Source organism: Streptomyces sp. NPDC048331 (assembly GCF_043201215.1).
In the GTDB taxonomy this organism is placed as follows: Bacteria; Actinomycetota; Actinomycetes; order Streptomycetales; family Streptomycetaceae; genus Streptomyces.
Genome location: NZ_JBICYT010000009.1, coordinates 210,897 through 233,630 on the forward strand (window position 1 = coordinate 210,897; position 22,734 = coordinate 233,630).

Annotated in this window: 13 protein-coding genes; 8 read left to right on the forward strand and 5 right to left on the reverse strand. The window is 69.8% G+C overall.

What is annotated here, in order from left to right; genetic code table 11:
- Window positions 1–15: 15 nt before the first annotated feature.
- Entirely contained in the window at window positions 16–1,272 is a 1,257-nt protein-coding gene (locus ACGFYY_RS16320) for an FAD-dependent monooxygenase (RefSeq protein WP_393709904.1), read from the forward strand.
- A gap of 358 nt (window positions 1,273–1,630) precedes the next feature.
- Here ACGFYY_RS16320 and ACGFYY_RS16325 read toward each other — a convergent pair whose 3' ends face one another.
- From ACGFYY_RS16325 to ACGFYY_RS16335, 3 genes are all read right to left on the reverse strand, one after another.
- The gene (locus ACGFYY_RS16325; protein ID WP_393709906.1) at window positions 1,631–2,161 is read right to left on the reverse strand and encodes a hypothetical protein; all 531 of its coding nucleotides are present in this window, start codon (window positions 2,159–2,161) and stop codon (window positions 1,631–1,633) included.
- Between the two features lie 75 nt (window positions 2,162–2,236).
- Window positions 2,237–2,701, reverse strand: a complete 465-nt coding sequence (locus ACGFYY_RS16330) for a hypothetical protein (protein WP_393709908.1) — start codon at window positions 2,699–2,701, stop codon at window positions 2,237–2,239.
- Between the two features lie 444 nt (window positions 2,702–3,145).
- Window positions 3,146–3,373, reverse strand: coding sequence for a hypothetical protein (locus ACGFYY_RS16335; protein ID WP_393709910.1), 228 nt, complete (start codon window positions 3,371–3,373; stop codon window positions 3,146–3,148).
- 160 nt (window positions 3,374–3,533) lie between these two features.
- Between ACGFYY_RS16335 and ACGFYY_RS16340 the strand changes: the two genes are divergently transcribed.
- Complete coding sequence (locus ACGFYY_RS16340; RefSeq protein WP_393709912.1) at window positions 3,534–4,886, forward strand: hypothetical protein; 1,353 nt, start codon at window positions 3,534–3,536, stop codon at window positions 4,884–4,886.
- 458 nt (window positions 4,887–5,344) lie between these two features.
- On the opposite strand, the gene ACGFYY_RS16345 is transcribed toward ACGFYY_RS16340, so the two are convergent.
- Window positions 5,345–7,630, reverse strand: coding sequence for an MMPL family transporter (locus tag ACGFYY_RS16345; RefSeq protein ID WP_393709914.1), 2,286 nt, complete (start codon window positions 7,628–7,630; stop codon window positions 5,345–5,347).
- A 176-nt stretch (window positions 7,631–7,806) separates the two neighbouring features.
- Between ACGFYY_RS16345 and ACGFYY_RS16350 the strand changes: the two genes are divergently transcribed.
- Window positions 7,807–8,979 carry a sensor histidine kinase gene (locus ACGFYY_RS16350; RefSeq protein WP_393709916.1) on the forward strand — a complete coding sequence of 391 codons (1,173 nt, stop codon included), beginning with the start codon at window positions 7,807–7,809 and terminating at the stop codon, window positions 8,977–8,979.
- Window positions 8,954–9,616 carry a response regulator gene (locus ACGFYY_RS16355; RefSeq protein ID WP_393709918.1) on the forward strand — a complete coding sequence of 221 codons (663 nt, stop codon included), beginning with the start codon at window positions 8,954–8,956 and terminating at the stop codon, window positions 9,614–9,616. Before ACGFYY_RS16350 ends, ACGFYY_RS16355 begins: the two co-directional genes overlap by 26 nt.
- A gap of 575 nt (window positions 9,617–10,191) precedes the next feature.
- On the opposite strand, the gene ACGFYY_RS16360 is transcribed toward ACGFYY_RS16355, so the two are convergent.
- Window positions 10,192–11,166 (reverse strand): LuxR C-terminal-related transcriptional regulator, encoded by a 975-nt coding sequence (locus ACGFYY_RS16360; protein WP_393709920.1) that lies wholly within the window; start codon window positions 11,164–11,166, stop codon window positions 10,192–10,194.
- Window positions 11,167–11,612: 446 nt separating this feature from the next.
- On the opposite strand from ACGFYY_RS16360, the gene ACGFYY_RS16365 reads away from it, so the two are divergent.
- The 4 genes from ACGFYY_RS16365 (at window position 11,613) to ACGFYY_RS16380 (ending at window position 22,708) form a co-directional block, all read left to right on the forward strand.
- Window positions 11,613–11,852, forward strand: a complete 240-nt coding sequence (locus ACGFYY_RS16365; protein WP_393709922.1) for a hypothetical protein — start codon at window positions 11,613–11,615, stop codon at window positions 11,850–11,852.
- Window positions 11,853–11,906: 54 nt separating this feature from the next.
- The gene (locus ACGFYY_RS16370; protein ID WP_393709924.1) at window positions 11,907–12,197 is read left to right on the forward strand and encodes a hypothetical protein; all 291 of its coding nucleotides are present in this window, start codon (window positions 11,907–11,909) and stop codon (window positions 12,195–12,197) included.
- Window positions 12,198–12,440: 243 nt separating this feature from the next.
- The gene (locus tag ACGFYY_RS16375; RefSeq protein WP_393709926.1) at window positions 12,441–16,028 is read left to right on the forward strand and encodes a LamG domain-containing protein; all 3,588 of its coding nucleotides are present in this window, start codon (window positions 12,441–12,443) and stop codon (window positions 16,026–16,028) included.
- A gap of 95 nt (window positions 16,029–16,123) precedes the next feature.
- Window positions 16,124–22,708 carry an RHS repeat domain-containing protein gene (locus ACGFYY_RS16380; RefSeq protein WP_393709928.1) on the forward strand — a complete coding sequence of 2,195 codons (6,585 nt, stop codon included), beginning with the start codon at window positions 16,124–16,126 and terminating at the stop codon, window positions 22,706–22,708.
- Window positions 22,709–22,734 lie beyond the last annotated feature (26 nt).

Genomic DNA, 22,734 nt, shown 5'->3' on the forward strand with positions numbered 1-22,734 from the left:
TGGATGGGGTCGGGCATGGCGCACGAGATCGCGAAGCCTTCGCTGCGGATCCTCGTCGCCGGCGGCGGCATCGCAGGGCAGGCGCTGGCCTTCTGGCTCACCCGCGGCGGTCACCGGGTGACGGTCGTCGAGCGCTTCCCCGCACTGCGCGCCACAGGCGCGCAGGTCGACCTGCGCGGGCAGGGCATCGAGGCGATCGAGCGCATGGGGCTCCTGGAGACGGTGCGCGGCCGGCTGGTGGACGAGGCGGGCGTGGCCTTCGTCGACCACCGAGGCAGGCCGAAAGCGACGATCATGGCGAACACCTCCGGCAAGGGTCGCCAGACCCTCACCTCGCAGTACGAGATCATGCGCGGCGACCTCGTGCGCATCCTCCACGACGCGACCAAGGACGACACCGAACACGTCTTCGGCAAGAGCGTCGACGGTTTCGATCAAGACGCGGACCGGGTCACGGCCTCCTTCTCCGACGGGACCTCCGCCGCGTACGACCTGCTGATCGGCGCCGACGGGCAAGGCTCGCGCACCCGCCGAGCCCTGCTGCCGGAAGGCCTCGACCCGTACTGGCGCGTGGGCATCCACATGGCCTACTGGTTCGTGCCGCGCATCGCCTCCGACAGCAACATCCGCGACACCTACATGGTCCCGGGCGGCCGGCAGATCATGCGGCGCAGCCACAACGCGACCGAGACGCAGGTGTACTTCGTGATGCGCGAGGAGTCGGCGGAAGCGTCCGCGATCCACCGCGCGCCCGTCGAGCGGCAGCAGGAGTTCTGGGCCGACCGGTTCCGGGACGCAGGATGGCAGACCGACCGCTTCGTCGAAGGCATGAAGGACAGCCCGTTCTTCTACTCCCAAGAGATCGCACAGGTGCGGATCGACAGCTGGTCCGAAGGCCGGGTGGCCCTGGCCGGTGACGCCGCGCACTGCGCCTCCCCCTACAGCGGCATGGGCACCTCCGGTGGGCTCGTCGGCGCGTACGTCCTGGCCGGCGAGATCAACCGGTACGCGGACGATCTGCCGACCGCGCTGGCGAACTACGACCGCGTCCTGCGGCCCTTCGTCGACGAGATCCAGAGCGAGGTCGACCCCCGCATCCTGCGCGTGGGCATGCCCCTGAACAAACACGCCATCAGCGCCTTCCAGAACGCCACCGCGCTGGCCTGCTTCTTCCGGATCCCCGACCTGGTCGCGCGCTTCTCCAAGGAGGACCGCGGCGGCGATTGGCAACTGCCTGCCTACGTCGACGCCGATGCCGACGCGCACGCCTGAGCCGCCCCCGCGCCGCGCCCGCGCCGCGCCCGGGAGCGGACAGCGTGGACGCGTACCGCTCTGCGAGAGGAGAGCCAGACGCTCTGTCACTCAGGGATGCAACGTGGCGCGGGGCCGAAGCCGTCGTCGAGAACAACCGACCGCAAGGCAATCACGGAAGCCCATGCCGATGCTGAAACCGCGGCGACGGAGCGAACGCATCGCTCACGGGACCCGCCCGGCCCGAACCGCTCCGCCCCACTCGCGCCGGCATCGTCCGCTGCAGCGGGAAACAATGTCTTCGCGGACCGGGTGGTCGGCGCAGGCCGATGCGGTAGGCGGCCGGTAGTCCTCGTGACCGGCGCCCCGGCAGGGCTCATCAGCCGCGCGACACACGCGTCGAGCGCTGGCGGGCGGTGGCCCGACGCATCACCTGCCTGAGGACGAATGCGCGAAGGCCCTCGGCCCACCGATGATCCGATGGGCCGAGGGCCTTGCCCGGTCGGCCGACAGCTGCCGCCGGGGAGGTGCCGTCGGGCACGCACTCCGGGTAGGTCGAGCAGGCGGCGGTCGAAGCACCGCGCGATTTCGCGAGGGGAACGACGAAGGACCCCACCTCTTGCAGCCAGTCGCGCTCCTTGCCCGCAGTCACCGGAGCGCCGAGGGCGATGTCCGTGGCACACCACAGCAGGTTGATCTCCCCGCCGCTGAGGTCGGAGTCACGCAGGCGCAGGAGGTCCTCGACGAGCAGGAGGATCGGGGTCGGGTCGCCCCTTTCCCCGTACCGCTGGGCAATGTGGTCCAACGGACTGACGGCGTAATTGGTCCAGTCGTAGTGGAAAGATCTTCCCAGCGCGGTCGCTCCGAAGTCGAAGGCCAGGTCGTCCCGCTCTGCCACCGGGTTGTGCATGCTTGTACTCCTCCAGGTGAAAGGCGGTCAGAACGTAGAAGCCGGTGCCGGCAAGGCCGGTCGGCCCTCGCGCCGTCATCCGACCCCGCTGGACGAAGCACGCCGCCGTGCCCGGCCCACCGTTCTCATGACCGGTAGAAGCAGGAACACCACGGCCCCCGCGCCGGTCGAGGCGGCCAGCAAGGTCGCCTCGCCTCCCTCCACGTCGGCCGCGCCGGCGACCACCTGGGGATCGTCCGCCCGGTACCGGACGGTGAGGTGCGCGCCCACGGGGTATTGGCTGCCGCTACTGCCCGGCGGCAAGGCCGCCACGACGGTGCGGCCCTGTGCCTCGAAGGCGACCTTGCACCGTCCCAGCGCACACGTGCCGCGGGTATGCATCGTGGCGTCGGCGCGCACACCGTCGCGGAGCGAGCGCAGATGCTGGGCCTGGGGGGTCAGTACCAGTGCCGACAGTGCGCCCAGGAGCAGCGCGAGGCCCAGCCACGCGAAGACTTCCGTACGGTGCCCGGCGTCTGTACGTACCGTCTCATCCACCATGTCCCTGCCCCCGTATGCCCTGCTCGTGTACGGGGGCAACGGTATGGGGGGCTCCGCGGCGGGTCACGGGCCATCGACGGCACCCGTGAGCCGGTCCGGTTGCCGGACTTCGGCAGGAAGGGATCGCCTCACCGGACCTGACCTACCGGCACACGACGAAGGCGACCGCCTCCGAGCGGAAGCCTGCCCGTACGGCCTCGCACGCGGCTGCGCGGTCGGATGTGCGCAAGCACGGGCTCACCCCCCAGGACCGGATCCCGCATCACCCGCCTTCCGCCGCCCCGGGCAAGCGCGTCTCCGGCACCGCACGGGCCGATGATGCGACGCCCTGCGGCTGCACATGCCGCGCCGGCGAGCCGGGTGCCCGCCGGGCGCGTGGTCCGGAGGGTGGGTTGCGTCGGCGCGAGGAGTTCCTGCGGATGGGGTGGCGTGAGGTGACCGTCTCTACCGCTCGGGCGCGGGCGGGACTTCGGGAGGGGGCTGCTGGGTCTCTCCGCCTCGGGGGCGGTGGTGCCAGGCCGCGTAGAGGCCTGCGAGCGCGGAGGCGTAGCCGGCGAGTGCCTCGGGGGAGACGTGGCCGACGAGGACGAGGACGACGCCGGTGGCCAGGATCGCCAGGAATACGGCGAGATCTACGGAAAAGCTGCCCCGAGGGGCGCGACGGCTCGGCACGATGGTTCTCCTCAGTACAGGGAAGGTCGCAGGAGTTCACCTCCGCAGGCCTGCCGTTGGAGCGGCGTGCGGCGGGGTGTGGTGCGAGCGTCGCGTCGTGGCGGCGGGTGCGCCAAGGGCAACGATCTTCTTTCCGTAACTGTCAACCGGGAGAACAGGCATGACAGGTGTTGCCGAGGAGGGAACCGGCGGTGAAGGGCCCGCCGGTTCCGGGGAGCCCCGGCCGCCGGCCCGCCGGCCGCTCAACCCGCTGAAAACGGAGGTCTTCAGGAACCGCCCGCACAAGCTGGCGCTCGTCGAGCACCTGCGGTCCCTGATCGGGGCCGCGGACCTGGCCAGCAAGCACGTCGCCCCGGGTGTGGCCCTGAGCGCCTCGGCCCTGTCGAAGAACCTGTCGGGAGACCGGCTCCCCCACCGTTCCACGGTGGAGTCGATCATCCGGCTCTGCGGTGCGAGCGAGGAGGTCCGGGCCCTGTCGCTGCGCCTGCACACCGCGGCTCTGGGGGAGGCACATCCGGCGTTCGCCGAACGCCTGGTGATGGCCGACGCCTACGAGGAGGCCGTCGTCCTCCACGACCGGGTCCAGGCCCGGCTGGAGGACGCCCTCGGCGAGCACCGCCGGCAGCAGGCCGACTACGACGACCTCTTGGCCCGGCACGAGGCGACGAGCCGGGCCCTCGCCGCGGCCGAGGACGCGCTCCGCACACGGCGACAGCAGGACCGACGCGAGACCACCCGCCTGAACACCCTGATCGAAGCGGAACAGGACGCCCGCCGACGGGACCGCACCTCCTTCGACGCCCGGCTCGACCAGGTGCGAGCCGAATACGAGGAGCAGCTGCGGGCGCGGGGGGAGGAAGAGGCGCGCCTGCGGCAGGACCTGCTCACGCAGGAGAACAGGATCCGGGACCTCCGCGGCCTGCTGGAGGACTCGGCCGCAGAGGCGACATCCCTACGGCAGGAACGCGACCGCCTCCGTGTGGAGTCCGCCCGGTTGCGCGAGGACCTGGTGGGCCTTCAGGTGGAACTCGCAGCGACTCACGCCGGCCAGGACACACACGTCGAGGACGGGATGCTCGCCCCGGCGCTGCAGGCTGTCGGCCAGGTCCTCGACCGCCACCCCGTCCCACAGGAGAACGGCGAAGCCGCAGGCCGGCCACAGGTTGCCCAGGGCGCAACCCAGTTCGACGGCGGCACCGCCGACCCGGTGCCGCCGTCGACCGCGGCCTCGCCGGTGCCGGATCCGACGGACGACACCGACGGGCTGAAGCGAGCATTCGTGGGCACCGCCGCACTCGGCTTGCTGCTCCTGCTCATCGGGCTGTTCACGCACACCGGTGGCCCGACGTCGCATGCCCGCCCGACAACGGGGGTGGCGTGGTGCCTCGGCGTCGGCGTCTTCATGCTCGTGACCGGGATCATTCTCCTGGCAGCGCGCGGCTTGCACAGCGTACCCACGGTCGATCCGGACGACTCGTACCCCTACACGTGCGGTTCTCCTCCGCTGATGTGAGCGACTCCCGGGCCGGCGGCCCGCACCGGCGGCTCAGGACGGCGGCTCCCAGCTCCGGTATTCCACGGCCGGTGCGGGGGACACCGTGCACGGGCGGGGCAGGTAGTCCTGCTCGGCGGTGTGCGGGCGGGGCGGCTTCCCGTCAGCGACGTCGGCGGCCGTCGGTGTCGTGCTGCGCCGGTGGAGGCGCGGGTCGGCCGCGTACGGGCCGTCCTCGTGGGCGGCCGCTGCCCGTCTCTCAGCGTTACCGGTTCACCGAAGCGGCCCGCACCCTCAGCAGCCGCTCGGCGGTCCTGCTGATCTCCCTACCGCTGTCCGCATCCCCCGGCTCGAGCCCGGACGCAGCGCGCCCTACACCAGACGCCTCTTGGCGTCCGCTTCGGCAACACGGTTCCTCTCGCCGCCGCGCTTCCCCGCGAAGGGACGTACCCGGACGCCAAGAACGGGCAGGAAGCGAATCAACGGTCAGCCGGCCGTGGACGCGGAGCCTCACCCGTGGGTTCCGCGTCGGTGTCGTCGGTGCCGACCGGGCCGCGGGGAAGCATCCGGTCCAGCCACTTCGGCAGCCACCAGTTGCTCCGGCCGAGGAGTGTCATGGTCGCCGGTACCAGCACCATGCGTACGACCGTGGCGTCGATGAAGATCGCGGTGGCCAGGCCGAGCCCGAACATCTTGGCGGAGGGGTCGTCGGCGACGGCGAAGGACAGGAAGACCGCCACCATGATGAGAGCCGCCGAGGTGATGATCCGGGCGGTGCCCGAGACGCCCTCGACGATCGCCGTGCCGTTGTCGCCGGTGCGCAGGTACTCCTCGCGTACGCGGGAGAGGAGGAACACCTCGTAGTCCATCGACAGGCCGAACAGGATGGCGAAGAGGAACATCGGGATGAACGACACGATCGGAACCGTCGCTTCCAGCCCGATGAGTGCGCCTCCCCAGCCCCACTGGAAGACCGCGACCATGATGCCGTAGGCCGCGCCGATGCTCAGCAGGTTCAGCAGTACCGCCTTGAGCGGTACGAGTATCGAGCGGAACACCAGCATCAGCAGCAGGAACGACATCGCCAGCACGGCGGCGACGAACACCGGCAGGCGTTGGCTGGTGCGTCGGCCCACATCGGACAGGCTCGCGGCGGCGCCGCCGACGTGGGCCCTGGCCGGGCTCTGCCCGATCGCTGTGGGCAGCACGTCGGTGCGCAGCCGGGCGAGGGTGTCGGCCGTGGCCTTGTCCTGAGGGCTGGTGGTCGGGAAGACCACGAGGGTCGCGATGCCGGTGGCCCGGTCGGTGTGCGTCGGCGCGACGGATGCGATGCCCGGATCCGCCGCGACCGCTGCGACGAGTCGGTCCACCACTCCCGGATCACCGGTGGGGTCCGCGGCGATGACGAGGGGACCGTTGGTGCCCGGGCCGAACCCGTCGGCGACGAGGTCGTAGGCCCGGCGCTCGGTACGGCTGTGGGGCAGTGAGCCGTCGTCGGGCAGGCCGACGCGCAGGCCGAGCACGGGCAGCGTCGCCGTCAGCAGCAGTGCCGCGGCGCCGACCGCGTACGGCGCCGGGTGCCGGCCGACGTGCCCGATCCAGCGCCGCCACCCGGCGGGGACGGCGCCCGCCGCCGCGTCCCGCCGTCGGTCGCGTCGGCCCGACCGCCCGGCCCGAAGTGCCCGGCCGATCCGGCCGATCCGGCCGATCCGGCCGGTCCGGCCCAGCCGCGGGCCGGCCACGCCGAGGAAGGCCGGCAGCAGCGTCACCGACGCGAGCACCATCGTCAGGACGACGATCGAGACGGCAAGCCCGCCCACCGTCATGAACGGCACGTTCGCGACCGCCAGGCCGAGGATCGACACGACGACGGTGCCGCCGGCGAAGACCACGGGCCGCCCGGCTGTGGCCACCGCTCGTCCGGCCGCCGCGTGCGGATCGAGCCCGCGCGCGAGGTACTCACGGTGCCGGGCGAGCACGAACAAGGCGTAGTCGATTCCCACTCCGAGCCCGACCATGCTGCCCAGGACCGGTGCGAAGGTGGGGACCTCCGTCACCCCCGCCAGTACCGTCATCGTGGCCACCCCGACGGTCAGCCCGAAGACCGCCATGCCGATCGGCAGCGCGGCGGCGACGAGCGAACCGAACGCCAGGAACAGGATCGTGGCCGCGGCGAGGAGGCCGATCAGCTCGCTCGCGCCGCCGTCGGGGTCGGAGAAGGCGTAGAAGAGGTTCCCGCCCATCTCGATGCGCAGCGGCAGCTCGGGGCGCAGCCGGTCGCCCAGTTCGACGAGGGCGTCGAGGTCTTCCGCCGACAGCCGGCTCTGGTCGGGGTACTGCACCCGGACGACCGCGACCCGCCCGTCGGCCGAGACGAGGCCTCCGCGCACGGCGGTGTCCTCGCCCGCGTCGAGCGCCCCCGCCGGGTCGCTCGTGCCGAGCACGTGCGGCAGCCGTTCCACCTCGGTCCCCAGCCGCGTGAGAGCGGTGCGCGCGCCGTCGTCGTCGAAGAACGTCGCGCCGGCGTCGAGGGGGGTGACGACCACTTGGGCGGTCATCCCCTCCTGGCCCGTGCCGGCTCGCTCGATCAGTTCCGCGGCCCGCTGGGAGTCCAGTCCGGGAGCGGTCATCGAGTCCGCGGTCCGCCCGCCGAAGGCTACGGCGGCGAGGACGGCGAGCGTGGCGGCGACCAGCCATGCCGCGATCACCCGCCAGGGATGGCGGGCGGCGCTTGTGCCCAGGCGCAACAGGGCTTTCGAGAGCATCGGGGTCCTCCAACCACCTCGTCGGCCGTCCTTGTTCGGCCTCCGATGCCGAGGCTCGTCGCCACGGCGCTCCACGGCATCAGCCCGCGAGCCGCGAATCCGTCGGCCCCAGGGCGGAGCGACGACCCGTCCTTTCGGCCGATGCGCGCCGCCCCGTGGTCCCTAGGCTGAGAACCGTGCTACGAGACGACCTGCGAACCCTGTGGACCGAACCCCGGCCGTCCCACGCGCCCGCCCGGGTGCGTCGGGACTGGGCGCTGCTCGCGGCGGGCCTTGCCGCTGTGGTGCTGGAGGCCACCCTGCGCGAGAACGTCGTGTGGCGGCCGGTGGCGGTGGTGATCGCCGTATGGCTGTGCCTGCTGCCCCTGTGGCGCCGGACCCGCCCGCTGGCGATGGTGACGCTGGCGTTCGGATCGGTGGCCCTGCTTCCGGTGGCCTCGCTCGTCGCCGCACCGCGCGAGCCCGTCGGCCTGTACACCGGCGCCGTCGTGCTCGTGCTGGTGTACGCGCTGCCCAGATGGGGATCGGGACGCGAGATCGTGCTGGGCGGCGCGGTGATCCTCGCGGTCGGCGCGCTGTGTGTCGTCACGGACGAGACCCCGGTCGTCGAAAAGGTCGTGGGCTTCGTCTTCCTGCTGCTGCCCGGCGTGGTCGGGGCTGCCGTGCGGTTCCGGGTGACCGCTCGCGAGCGGCAGTTGGAGCAGGTGCGCTCCCGCGAGCGCGAGCAGCTCGCCCGGGAACTGCACGACACGGTGGCCCACCACGTGTCGGCCATGGTGATCATCGCCCAGGCGGGCCGGGTACTCGCGGGCACCGACCCGTCCGCCGCCGTCGAGGCGCTGGAGGGAGTCGAGGAGGAAGGGGCGCGCACGCTGGAGGAAATGCGCGCCATGGTCGCCGCGCTGCGCGACCACGGGGTCGGCGCCGAGCTGGCCCCGCCCGCCGGTGTCGCGGATCTGGAGCGCCTGGTGCGCACGCCGGGTGGTCGCCTCAGGGTCGACCTGGGGCTCGACGGCGAGTTGGACGCGCTGCCCCCGGCCGTGGACGCGGCCGTCTACCGGATCGTGCAGGAGTCGGTGACCAACGCGATGCGCCATGCGGTCGACGCGACCGAGGTCGTCGTCCGGGTCGCCGCGGCACGGAACATGGTGCGGGTGAGCGTGCGCGACAACGGCCGGCGCACCGGCCGGGGTCGCGACGGATACGGACTTACCGGATTGCGCGAGCGCGCGACGCTGCTCGGCGGCACACTACAAGCCGGCCCGGGTACCGACCGGGGCTGGCATGTCGACGTCGAACTGCCGAGAGCGAGGAGCGAGAGCGGTGTCCATTCGCGTCCTCGTCGCTGACGACCAGACGATCATCCGCACCGGGTTGCGGATCATGCTGAACGCCCAGCCCGGCATCGAGGTGGTCGGCGAGGCCGCCGACGGGCTGGAGGCGGTACGTCTGGCCCGTGAACTGCGCCCCGACGTCTGTCTGTTCGACATCCGCATGCCCGTACTCGACGGGCTGGAGGCCACCCGGCTGGTCGCCGGCCCGGGTGTCGTCGACCCGCCGGCCGTGGTCGTCATCACCACGTTCGACCTCGACGAGTACGTCTATGGCGCACTGCGTGCCGGCGCCCGCGGATTCCTTCTCAAGGACACGGGACCAGACCTCCTGGCCCAGGCCGTACGGTCGGCGTCCGGCGGTGAGGCGCTCATCGCGCCCAGCGTCACCGTCCGTCTGCTCCAGGCCTTCGCGGACCTGCCCGCCGGCCGGCCCGTGGCCCAGCCGGTCTCCCCGGTCACCGCCCGAGAGGAGCAGGTGCTCCTCGCCGTCGCTCGCGGGCTGACCAACACCGAGATCGCCGACGCACTACACATCAGCCTCAGCACGGTGAAGACACATCTGGCCAGCCTGATGGCCAAACTCGGCGCCCGCAACCGGGTCGAGATCGCGATGTGGGCCTACGAAACGCGCCGTATCCTCCCCGGAGCCTGAGGGCGGGGGCGGGGGTGGGTTTGTTCGGTTCCGCCGGTGGTTCCCACGGCCGGCGAAGGTCTGGGGTGAGCGGGCGGGCGAGGCACGTTGTGCGTGGGCGGCCAGGACGAGGCAGGTCCAGCGGTCGGCCGCAGCGGAGTCGCGGAGCTCGGGCCGGGTCCGGCCGAGGGTCCGCTCGAGCAGGCGGAACGTGTGCTCGACGTCGAACCTGCGCAGGAACGCCTACCCACACCGGTCGACGTTCGCGAGGGCGCCCGTGCCCGAGCACCACAGTCGGACCGGCTTGTCGACCCCCGCCGCTGGGCGGCTTCGCCACGGCCGACCGGATCACCGTGCCCTCGATGATCGGCGACGGCCCCCGTGATCCCCCCACGCGGCCCTGCGTGTCGACCGGAGACGGAGCCGGTCCCACGCCTGGGCGGTCGCGATCCCGTCTCGACCGCCCCGCTCGGCACCCCCCGGACGGTCGGGGCCCTTAACCTCGTCGGCCACCGCGGCTACGTGCGGGCCGATGACCTGCTCGGCCACCGGGTCCGCGACATCGCCCCCGCCGTGCTATCGGGTTTGTACCGGCGCTACAGCCATCCGCGCCTCGTGGCGTTCACCCCTGCCTGGAATCTGCTGACCGCCTCGAGCCTCTCCATCAGGTTGGACATCATGCGGCTGACGGTGCGGGGGGAGACGGAGAGCGTGCGGGCCGCGGCTTCGTCCGTGTCGCCCGCGGCGGCGAGGGCCAGGAGCGCTCGTTCTGTGGGGGTGCAGCCGTTGGAGTCGGGGCGGGCAGGCGCCCCAAAGGGTGTACCTGCGGACCAGCACTGCTCGAACAGCGCACGGAGGGCGGTGACGATGCCCGGGCTGAGGATTTCGAGCGCGCCCGCGCGGGGGTTCTCGGGATCGACGGGAATGATGGAGACACGGCGGTCAATGATGATCATTTGTATGGGCACGGTGGGTACGGTGCGCATCTGACCACCGCGCTCCGTCAGCCATCGGGCGTACGCGAGGGTGTCGGGGTCATTGCGGAAGCTGTCGCGGCACACGGCTCGGATGACGACTCCGCGGCGCAGGGCCTCTTCGTTGAGCGGAGTGGCTGCGCTGCGGGCGTCCGGGCGGTGGGCACCGCCGGGGTTCAGTGACAGGCATTCGAAGTGCGTGGTCCGCTGGAGTTGTTCCAGTCTTGTGCGGATCGCGTCGAGGCCTTCGAGCCGGGTGGCGCTGTCGGACAGTCTCGTGCCGAGGTGGGCGGCGGCGATGGCTGCTATCTCCGCTCGGGCGCTTTCCACCTGGGCCTGGCGTTCAGCGATCTCCGCCTCGGCGGAGGCCAGCAGGGTGGCGAGTCCGACTTCGGGACTGACCGGGCGGAGGCCGGCCCCCGTTTGGCCCGACGGTTTGAGTAGGGCGAGGCGGGCGAGTTCGTCGAGGGCGCTCCGTGTCGCCTGCTCGTCCAGTCCGGTGTCCGCGACGAGGGCGGCCACCCCGTGGTCAGGTCGCTCGAGCATTGCCCGATAAACAGCTTCTGCGTGGGCAGACAAGCCCAGCCACTGCAACATGAGATCCCCCCGATACGAAGCCTTGATCCTAAAGGATGTTGCAGGCCATTTTCGGAGGAAGTTCCGCCTATAAAGGGCGGGAGTGTTGCGGGCTGAGGCGGTGTGGGTGGAGAAAATCGCGGGTTGGCGGATCGACCGATTTGCGATGCATTCCCACCGTTCTGGTGAGCGGGGCGTATGAGTGCGGGTGGCTACGTGCTGCCGCACCGACGCCATGACGCGAACTGCTCGACCCGCCTACGCATCTTCCCGCCGCCTGCGGCTTCGTCCGGCGACTGCTTGCGCTCCTGACGCTCGAGCCTGGCGTGGTCCGGCTGCGGACAGGCACCCAGGTGGCGTCAAGGCGCCAGGCGTCTTGACGCCACTCGCATGCTAGTGACATCGGCTCACGGCGCGGACAGGCTTGCTCCATCGCACACGGCATTTCCCTGAATGGGGGAGATGAGATGAATCCGTCGGCCAGCACGCCAGTTGGGGTTGAGTTCTTCATGTCCTACGTCACCGCACGCCTGCTCGTGCCCGCCGCACTCCTCGCCGCCATCGGATCCGGTGTATTCGTTCTCGGCCTCTCGGAAACGCGGCACACGACTGCGGGCGATGGTTTCGGGTGGAGCAGCACGCACCACGTGCTGGCCGGCGACGGCTACGGATGGAGCGCGCCGCGCGACGGTATCGCCCACCCGTAGCTTCGCTTTCGATGCAGAGCGAGAAAGGCCAAGCCGCCGGAAGTCACCATGTATATGATCACGTTCAAGTTGATCGGCTCCTGTGGATCAGTCACAGCCCCGAACGATGTCAGGGACCTTCTTACGGCCCACTTCGCTCCCGCGGACGGCATCGAGCACGTGACCGCAACGGCGGATGCGGGAGACGATCGCATCGATCTGGTTCTCTTCTCCCTCGCCAACTCGGAAGCCGAGGCCATGCTCACCGCTCGCGCGGCGTGTCTGCGCGCCCTTGAGCGCGCACCCGAGCTCATCGCCTGGCGTCTGTCGGACGGCGCTGCCGACGACGGGCCGGGCCTTCGCTGAGCACTCCGGTATTCCGTCAGGAAAACCCCGGTCGATCACCTTCCGAAATCAAGCGGACAGGTTCGGACCGAGCACCATGCGTTTTCACGTTCAACCGCCATAGCTATTGAGGGCATGGCGCGGCGCCCGGGGAGATCTCCGCGTCATATGAAATGGGAGAAAATGTCTGCAACCCTTGGTCGGCGGCTTTGTCATGCCGTGGCGACCACGCTCGGCTTGGCCATGGTGATGAGTGTCGCTTCGGTGTACACGCCGGTAGCCGCCGTTGCAGATGCGCTGCCGGTGAACGAGGGCGAGAAGGCGCTCAAAGCGGCAGCCGCATCGGGCAAGCCCGTCGAGGTGCTCGGTGAACGGACCGAGTCCACGACGACGTACGCGAATCCGGACGGCAAGTCCTTCCGCCTGGACGCCTCGGCCGTTCCGGTCCGGGTCAAGGCGAAGGACGGCTCCGGCTGGGTCGCCCCCGACGCCATGCTGCAGGTCCGCCCGGACGGCACCGTGGGCCCGAAGGCCGCCCAGGCCTCGGTCGGGTTCTCGGGCGGCGGCGATTCGAGTCTGGTCACCATTGAGCACGGCGGACGGTCGATGACCCTGGGCTGGCAGGGGGGCAAGCTGCCCAAGCCGGTGCTCGACGGTGACAGCGCCGTGTACCAGGAGGTGCTGCCCGGGGTCGACCTGCGGATGACGGCGACCTTGAAGGGGTTCCGCGAGGTCCTCGTGGTCAAGACGCCGGAGGCGGCGACGAACCCGAAGCTCCAGCGTGTCGAGTTCGACCTTGCGGCGAAGGACGTTCGCCTCAACTCCACCAAGGACGGCGGGCTGTCCGCCACGGACGCCAACGGCAAGCCGGTGTTCAAGGCGCCGCCGGCCCTGATGTGGGACTCGAAGGGCCTGTCCACCTCGCCGGCCATGTCTGCGAAGGCGAAGATGGCCGCGGTCAGGAGCGAGGGCGGCGCGCTGCCCAAGGCGCCCGCCGGCGCGGAGCCCGGCAGCCGTCCCGCCGACGGTCCGGCCCTCGGCTCCGGGGCGGCGAACATGCCCGTCGAGGTCGACGCCGACTCCCTGGCCGTCGTACCGGACTCCTCGCTGCTGAAGCAGAAGGACCCCGCGGCCTTCCCCCTCTACATCGACCCCTCCGTCGCCCTTGACGACGGGACCGAGCACACCGCGCTCCGCAACGACGGAGTGTCCTTCTGGAACTGGGACAACGGCGACGACGGCCTGGGCAAGGGCATGGGCAAGTGCGGATCCTGGAACGGCTACTACTGCGGTCCGGGCTACGTGCAGCGCCTCTACTTCGAGTTCTCGCCGAGCAAGCTCGTCGGCAAGGAAGTCCTGAACGCCCGCTTCCGAGTCACCGAGCCGTGGGCCTTCCAGTGCGACCTGCGTAATGTGTGGCTGGTCCGCATGGACGGAGAGATCGGCCCGTCGACGAACTGGGGCAACAAACCCAACTACGCAGACCTTATGGGAGACCGCTGGCTCTCCGCCGGTCGCGGCTCACTGTGCGAACCGAACTCGCCCACAGCACCGGTCGAATTCTCGGACAACCTCCCTGACGAGCCGGACGAGAACCTCACCCCCACCGTCCGCGACTTCGCCAACGGTCGGTACAACCGGCTGAACCTGGAGCTGCGCGCGGAGGACGAGTCGGACACGGCCGCATGGAAGCGCTTCCGCAATGACGCGGTCCTGTCCGTCGACTACATCGGCAAGCCCAACACCCCGATCTACGTCGGCCTGGTCACGGGTGCGGGGGAGATCTGCGCGAAGGACCCGGCCAAGCCGTCGATCGTCTCGGACCCGACTCCGGCCATGACCGCGATCACCGAGACCGTATGGGGTGGTGAATCCGGCGCCCAGCTGCGGATTCTCATGCAGACCGAGAAGAAGGAGACCAACGGCACCTGGGCTCCGGTCAAGGCCGACGCGGCCGACGCCGACTACATCAGTCGGCCGTCCTCGGGATTCGTGGGGGACAACGTCCCGGTCACGAGTGACCCGCCCGCCACGCTGACGGACGGCGCCCAGTACCGCTTCCGGACCTGGACCCGGTCGTACGCGGACGGCAACGAACGAACCAGCGCTCCCAGTGAGGACTGCTACTTCAAGGTCGACTCCAGTGCCCCCAAGGCCCCGGCGGTCACCTTCGGAGCTCCCTACAGCCAGTGCACCAGCACCGCGTGCACAGCGGCGGGCAAGCCCGGCCAGGCGGGTCGGTTCACCTTCGCTCCGGCGAGCGGCGACACCGTCACGGCGTTCCAGTACAAACTGTCCACGGACACCACCTGGACCGAGATCACCGGCTCGAACCCGACCGTCTCGATCACTCCGCCGCTGTCGGGGACGATGAAGCTGAGCGTGAAGGCCAAGGACTCCGCAGGCCGCTGGGGCGCGACGAAGATCGTCGACTTCGTGGTCAAGGAGGGCCCCGACGCGATCGGCCGCTGGACCTTCGACGAAGCCTCCGGCCAGGCCATCGACACCTCGACCACCGACCCGGCGCTCAGGAACAACCTGTACCTCGCCGCAGGAGCCCAGCGTCCTGCGAGTGGCCGAAGGGGCTGGGTGCAGACGCCCACCCCGCACGAGGACCGCTCGCTCCAGCTGACGAACGGCCAGTACGCGAACAGTGCCAAGCCGGCCTTCGACACCCGTAGCTCCTTCACCGTGGCCGGCTGGGTCCGCCTGGACCGCACGGACGGCACCTACTCGATGCTGAGCCAGAGCGGCAAGAACTTCAGCGGTGTCGCCATCACCGCCGCCGCCGGCCAGCCCTGGTCGATGCAGATGGCCACGGACGACACGGCAGGCGGAACCGGCGCCATCAAACGACTCAACGGCCTCAACCCCGCACAGCCCGGGGTATGGACCCACGTCGCCGCCACATACAACGAGTCCACCGACCTCGCGAAGCTGTACGTCAACGGGCAGCCCCAGGGCCAGATGACCGTCACCAACCCCATCGCCTCCACCGGGGTCATGGCCATCGGAGCCGCCAAGCAGTCCGCCGCCTGGTCGGAGCAGCTTCCAGGCCGGATCGACGAGGTCGAGGCATGGCAGGACGAGAAGAGCGCCGAAGAGATCAAGAAGGACGCCGGTCTCGTCGACCCGGCGACCGGCAAGCTCCACGTCGACCTGGCCGGTTCCTGGAACCTCACCACGGCCGGTCCCGCCTACGCCGACACATCCGGTAGTGGCCGCGCCCTGACCGCGACCACCGGTACGCCCGTCACGGGCGGCGCCCTGGTCCTGAACGGCTCCACCCAGGCGGCCACCGTCGCGGGTCCGGTCGTCGACGACACGGGTTCGTTCACGGTGACGGCCGAGGCCAAGCTCGACAACACCGCCCTCCTCGCCAAGCCGAACGGCTACAAGGCCCAGGTCATCGGCCAGCGCACGGCCACCGGTACCTCCTGGAGCCTGTGGTTCGAGAAGACCGGCATCCGCCAGGAGCCGGACGAGCAGGACCCGACCAAGATGCGGGACTTCGTCGAGGGCAGCTGGCACTTCGGCCGCCTGACAGCCGACGGCACGGGTACCTCGGTGGTCAGCGACAGCCTGGCCGCACTCGACGCGGGCGTCCAGGTGACCGGGGTCCACAACGCCCAGGACGGCACGATCACCCTCTACGTGGGCGCGGTCGGCCAGGCCCAGCCCAAGGCCTACACGGCCGGCGTCGGCAGCGGCGAGCTCGCCGTCGGCAAGGGCTTCACCAACAGCGTCTGGGGCAACTTCCTGCCCGGGCAGATCAAGGACATGCGCCTGTGGTCCGGCGCGATGAAGGACGCCCAGCAGGTCACGGACACCGTCTTCGGCTCCGGTAGCTGACCCTCCGACTCCACCACCGATGTGCCGTGGCCGCCCCGCACAGGGGCGGCCACGGCCTCACCCGTACCCAAAACTCCTATCCACGTGGAGCATTCGTGTCCATCCGACCACCAGGCGGAACAATCCGCCGCCGGCTGCCGCTGGCGGCCGCACTGGCCCTGGCCCTCGTGGTGCCGGGTGTCATCACCCCGACAGCGGAGGCCGCGGACCTTCCGGGTGCCCCGAAGATCGCGAAGCACAAGGACGCCAAGGTCCGGGCCGTCAACGCGCAGGGCGCGAAGGAAGCCCGGGAGCTGGTGGCCAGGAACCAGGCCGCGAACAAGGTCCAGGCGGACCGGGCCCGCGCCGAGGCCAAGGCCGCCTGGCCGAAGGCGGCCACGCTGGAGGGTTCGGCCGTACGGTCGGGCTCGCGCCCGCTGGTCGACGTACGGTCCACGGCTCGGGTCAAGAGCCCGCTGCTCAATCCGTCCGTGCCCAAGGGGCCGGCGGCGCCCGCCGCGGCTCCGGAGGGAGCGGTCGGGAAGTCGACCGTCAAGGTCCTCGACCAGAAGGCGGCCGAGAAGGCCGGGATCACCGGCGTCCTGTTCACGGCAGCCGACACCGCCGGCGGACCTTCTCAGTTGACCGTGAACTACGGGTCCTTCGCCTCCGCGGTCGGCGGTGGCTGGTCCACCCGCCTCGGGCTGGTCAGCCTGCCCGCGTGTGCGCTCACCACCCCCGAGAAGGCGGAGTGCCGCAAGACAACGCCCCTGCCCTCGGCGAACAACATCAAGAACCAGACCGTAACTGCCGACGTCGCCTCACTCCCCGCCGGAACCTCCTCCGCGGCCAAGTCCAAGACCCCGGCGCAGGCTCCGGCGGTCTTCGCGGTCATGGCCACGGACACCGCATCGCCCAAGGGCGCCGGCAACTTCGCGGCGACCCCGCTCTCCGCCTCCTCCACCTGGGGATCCGGAACCTCCAGCGGAGGCCTCACCTGGTCGTATACGCTGGCCGTCCCGCCCGCCGCAGCGGGGCCCGTGCCCGCGATGTCGTTCTCGTACAGCAGCGGTGCCATCGACGGCCGGACCGCGAACTCCAACAACCAGGGCTCCCAGGTCGGCGAAGGCTTCGACCTGACCTCCTCCCACATCGAGCGCAAGTACGGCTCCTGTGACGACGACGGCCAGACCGACAAGAACGACCTCTGCTGGAAGTACGAGAACGCCTCCCTCGTCCTGAACGGCAAGGCCAACGAGCTCGTCAAGGACGACACGACCGGCAAGTGGCACCTCAAGGGCGACGACGCCTCCCAGGTCACCTGGGGCACTGGTGCGGACAACGGTGACAACGACGGCGAGTACTGGAAGGTGGTCACCGGTGACGGCACGACCTACACCTTCGGCCTGAACAAGCTCCCGGGCGCCGGTTCCGAGCGGACCAACTCCACCTGGACCGTTCCCGTGTTCGGCGATGACTCCGGTGAGCCCGGCTATACGAAGGGTTCCACCTTCGCCGGCCGCTCCGAGACTCAGGCCTGGCGCTGGAACCTGGACCTGGTCCAGGACGTCCACGGCAACGCCGCCACCTACTGGTACGCGGACGAGACCAACAACTACGCCAAGAACGGCGACAAGACCAAGCTCGCCGCATACGATCGCGGCGGCACACTCTCCGAGATCCGTTACGGCCAGCGCGCCGACACCCTCTTCTCGGGCAAGCCCTCGCACAAGGTCACCTTCGGCTACGAGGAGCGCTGCTTCGCGACGAACTGCGACAGCCTGACGAAGGACACCTCGGACAACTGGCCCGACGTCCCCTTCGACTCGATCTGCGCCGCCGGCATCACCGACTGCAAGGCAACGGGTCCCGCCTTCTTCACGCGCAAGCGGATGACGAACGTGAAGACCTTCGCGTGGTCGACGGCGAAGGAGCCGGACGACTACGCGCTGATCGACACCTACGACCTGACGCAGGAGTACCTGGACGCGGGCGACCTCGGCGACACCAGTGACCAGACCCTGGTGCTGAAGTCGATCAAGCGCACCGGCAGCAACGGTGAGGCGGTCAAGGTCCCGCCGGTGGACTTCACCTACCACATGCGCCCGAACCGGGTGGACGTGGACGGGGACAACATCGTCCCGCTCAACCGTCCGCGCATCAACACGATCACGTCCGAGACGGGCGCGATCACCACCTTCACCCTCTCGGACCCGGAGTGCGTGCGCGGTTCGAAGATGCCCGTGGCGGAGGACGACAACTCACTGTCCTGCTACCCGGTCTACTGGCCGATCAACGGCGGTGACCCCACGCTCGACTGGTTCCACAAGTACAACGTCACCGCGGTGACCGTCGCCGACCCGTCGGGTCAGAACGACCTCGTCGAGAATTCCTACGAGTACGCGAACCCGGCCTGGCACCACAACGACGACCCGCTGACCCCCGAAAAGGAGCGCACCTGGTCCGACTGGCGCGGCTACGGCAAAGTCACCGCCTACACCGGAGCCGTCGGCAAGACCCGGTCGAAGACGGTCAAGATCTTCATGCAGGGCATGCGCGGCGACACCCGCAAGGGGACGACCGACACCCGCACCACCACGGTCACGGCCCTCCCGATCACCGGCCTGACCATCCCCGCCATCAACGACGACGACCAGTACTCCGGCTTCCAGCGCCAGGAGATCACCTACGACGGAGCCACCCCGGTCACCGTCTCGGTGACCGACCCCTGGAGCAAGCAGACCGCCAGCCAGCAGAAGTCGTACGCCAACACCAAGGCCCACTACGTCCGTACGGGGACCGCTTACACGCACACCTTCCTGACCGCCTCGAACACGTGGCGCACCACCCGCACCGACACCGGCTACGACGACATCTACGGGATGACCACCCAGGTCTCGGCCTCCGGTGACACGGCCACGACCGGCGACGAGACCTGCACCCGTACCTGGTACGCGCGCAACGACGCCAAGGGCATCACCAACCGCACCTCACGCACCCGCACCGTCGGGGCCCTGTGCTCCGTCACCGACGACAAGCTGAGCCTCCCCGCCACCTCGGCGACCCGCGGCGACGTCCTGTCCGACACGGCCACTGTCTACGACGACCCGGCCGCCACCGGCTGGACCGCCGACCAGTCCCCGACTCTGGGCCTGGCCACCTGGACCGGGCGCGCCCAGTCCTACCCGGCGGCCAGCGGCACCGCCGACCGCAACCCGGCCGGCGCCGCCGGCTGGCAGACCACCACGAAGACCACGTACGACACGGATGCGGCCAAGCTCGGCCGTCCGCTGACCAGCACCGACGCGGCCGGCAGCACGACCACGACCAGCTACGCGCCCGCCGCGGCCGGCCCGCTGGAAGTGACGGTGAAGACCGCGCCGAAGCTCGCGTCCAACGGTCAGCAGCACAAATCGTACGCCTACGCGGACCTGCGCGGCTCGATCGTCCGGTCCATCGACGCGAACATGGGCTCGACCTACAACACCTACGACGGCCTCGGCCGCCTCACGGCAACCTGGCTGCCCAACCGCGGCCAGTCCCAGACCCCGAACGTCAAGTACGGCTACCTGCTGGAACGCGGCAAGCAGCCGTGGACCTCGGTCGGCACCCTCGCCGCCGACGGGAGCTACAAGACCGTCTACACGATCGCGGACGCACTGCTCCGCCCGCTGCAGACGCAGACCCCGTCGCCGAACGGCGGCCGGATCCTGACCGACACCCGCTACGACTCCCGCGGTCTGGCCTACGAGTCATACGCCGACATCTGGGACAAGGACAAGGCGCCCGAGGGCGGCTACGCCCGGGCCGAGTACGGCAGCACCCCGAACCAGACCGCGACCGTCTTCGACGGCCTCGGCCGCGCCGTCACGAGCACCCTGCTCGTGTACGGGGTGCAGAGGCAGTCCACGACCACCACCTACACCGGTGACTCCACCGCCAGCACGGCCGTCCAGGGCGGCAACGCGACCCGCACGATCACCGACGCGCTGGGCCGCACCACGGAGACCCGCACCTACGCGGGGACCAGCCCCAACGACCCTGCATACAGAGGCACTTCGCCGGGCACGCCGTACACCAGCGTGCGCCAGACCTACACCGTCGACGGCAAGCAGGCCGCGGTCACCGGCCCCGACGACGCGAAGTGGACGTACGTCTACGACCTCTTCGGCCGGACCGTGGCCACGACCGACCCCGACAAGGGCAAGGTCACCACGACCTACACGGCCCTGGACCAGATCGCGACGTCCAAGGACGCACGGAACACGGTCCTGGAGTACGGCTACGACGAACTGGGCCGCAAGACAGGCCTGTGGAAGGCGCCGAAGTCCGACGCCAACAAGCTCGCGGCGTGGACCTTCGACACGCTCCGCAAGGGTGCCGGCACTGATTCCATCCGCTACGAGGGCGGTCTGACGGGCAAGGCGTACACCAAGTCCGTCACCGCCTACGACACCCTGGGCCGTCCCGCGACGACCCGCCTGACCCTGCCCTCCGACGACCCGCTCGTCACCTCCGGCGCCATCACCGCCAGCACCGACACCACGGTCAACTACCGGCTCGACGGCACGCTGGGCTCCACCTCCGCGCCGGCGGCCGCAGGGCTGCCGGCGGAGATCACCCAGCTGAACTACAACGAATTCGGTCTGCCGAAGGGCTTTTCGGGGCTGACCGACTATGTGCAGAACGTCGCGTACTCCCCGCTGGGCGACATCGACCAGCTCACCCTGGCCCGTTCCGCCGCCGCCGGTGTGCGCAAGACGTTCATCGGCAACACCTACGAGGAGGGCACCCGCCGTCTGCTGAAGGCCACGGTCAACGACCAGACCCACAACGGCATGCTCCAGGAACTCACCTACAACTACGACCAGGCCGGCAACGTCCTGTCGATCTTCGACTCGGCCCCGCTCAGCGGCTTCACCAAGGCCGACAACCAGTGCTTCACCTACGACGCCCAGCGCCGCATGACCGAAGCCTGGACCCCGAAGACCGCCGACTGTGCTCCGGCCGGGCGCACCGCCGCCAACCTCGACGGCGCCGCCCCCTACTGGAACAGCTACACCTACACCGCGTCCGGCCAGCGGGCCACGGAAAAGACCAACACCGGGACCCCGAGCACCCGTACCTACTGCTACGACCCGGCACGCCCGCACGCATTGGCCGCCACCACCATCGGCGCCACCTGCACCGGCCTCACCCCCCAGTACACCTACGACGCCACCGGCAACACCACCAAGCGCGCCGAAACCCCCAGCAGCCCGACCTCTCAGACCCTGAACTGGGGCGCGGAAGGCAAGCTCACCAAGACCACGGAGGGCGCCACCGCCACCGACTACGTCTACGACGCCGAAGGCGAACTCCTGATCCGCCGCGACCCAGCCGGCGAAACCGTCCTGTACGCGGGCCTGAACGAGGTCCACCTCAAGGGCACCAAGAAGTGGGCCACCCGCTCCTACACGATCGCGGGAACCAAGGTCGCGATCCTGACCAACGAATCCGGCACCGCCAAGCTCTCGTTCGTGGCGGGCGACGCCCACGGCACCTCGTCCCTGACCATCTCGGCCGACGACACGCAGACGGTGTCCAAGCGTCACACCACCCCGTTCGGCTCCGCACGCGGACCCGCCGCGGCCAACTGGCCCGACGATAAGCGGTTCCTGGGCAAGCCCGAAGACACCAACACGGGCCTGACCCACGTCGGCGCACGCGAATACGACGTGGCCCTCGGCCAGTTCCTCAGCGTCGACCCCGTACTGAGCCTCGACCAGCACCAGTCCCTCAACGGCTACTCCTACGCGAACAACAGCCCGGTCACCAACAGCGACCCGACCGGTCTCGAAAGCTGCGGCAGCGCCGGCTACTGCGGTGGCGGCGGCTGGACCAACGGCAAGCACATCGAGGACATGCCGAAGGATGGCGGCGGAGGCGGAGGCGGCGGCGGAGGCGGAGGCGGAGGCGGAGGCGGAGGCGGCGGCAGAGGCGGAGGCGGAGGAGGCGGAAGCTGGAGCGGCACCTCGTTCGGTCGCGGCGACATCTTCAACCCCATGCCCTTGGGGTGGAACCCGGCCTTCGCCCCCCTGTTCACGACTCCCCGGGAAAGGTTCGGGATCGTGGACGAAGGCGGTCCGTACAACAGCTGGGAGAGTTCTCGGGGCTTGTTCTTCGGATGGCTCTGGGGTGGCGGTTACCCGCTCGGACCCAGCCAGAAGTTCAAGGGCGGAGACACTTTCACCAGAATTCTGGCAGCAGACGATACCATTGCGGAAACCCGTTCCAACCTGCTGGGACAAGCCCTGAAGAGCGGAATGGACGCACCCAACGCAAAAGAAACCCTTAAATTCGGATACAAGGACAGGGGGCCGGAACCGGGGAGCCCGTGGTACAAGGCCAACACGGTACGCGGGATCTACAATGATCTCTCCAGCGTGTTGACCAACGGAACGCTCGGTCACGCCAACAGTGCCGACGCATACCTTGGAACCTATTCCGGGACCGCCCGCATCACCAGCGTGGACAAAAAGAAGGGCGACGTGCGAATCCAGTTCACCGTTCACAACCAGAGCGACTGGAACTCCGCCACACACATGATCCCCAGATCCTGGAATCCCTTCTTCACCAAGACCTTCGGCGCCGCCACTACGCAGGACTTCTCGTGGCAGGAGAGAATCCCGCTCAACGTGTGCGGATGTTCCGTAAGGTAGAAGCTCACTCACATCGCCAACTCAGA

What these genes read in the sequence shown, in the direction of transcription:
- ACGFYY_RS16320 (WP_393709904.1), top strand. Translation starts at nt 16, where the DNA reads ATGGCGCACGAGATCGCGAAGCCTTCGCTGCGGATCCTCGTCGCCGGC.
- ACGFYY_RS16325 (WP_393709906.1), bottom strand. Translation starts at nt 2,161, where the DNA reads ATGCACAACCCGGTGGCAGAGCGGGACGACCTGGCCTTCGACTTCGGA.
- ACGFYY_RS16330 (WP_393709908.1), bottom strand. Translation starts at nt 2,701, where the DNA reads ATGGTGGATGAGACGGTACGTACAGACGCCGGGCACCGTACGGAAGTC.
- ACGFYY_RS16340 (WP_393709912.1), top strand. Translation starts at nt 3,534, where the DNA reads ATGACAGGTGTTGCCGAGGAGGGAACCGGCGGTGAAGGGCCCGCCGGT.
- ACGFYY_RS16345 (WP_393709914.1), bottom strand. Translation starts at nt 7,630, where the DNA reads ATGCTCTCGAAAGCCCTGTTGCGCCTGGGCACAAGCGCCGCCCGCCAT.
- ACGFYY_RS16360 (WP_393709920.1), bottom strand. Translation starts at nt 11,166, where the DNA reads ATGTTGCAGTGGCTGGGCTTGTCTGCCCACGCAGAAGCTGTTTATCGG.
- ACGFYY_RS16365 (WP_393709922.1), top strand. Translation starts at nt 11,613, where the DNA reads ATGAATCCGTCGGCCAGCACGCCAGTTGGGGTTGAGTTCTTCATGTCC.
- ACGFYY_RS16370 (WP_393709924.1), top strand. Translation starts at nt 11,907, where the DNA reads ATGATCACGTTCAAGTTGATCGGCTCCTGTGGATCAGTCACAGCCCCG.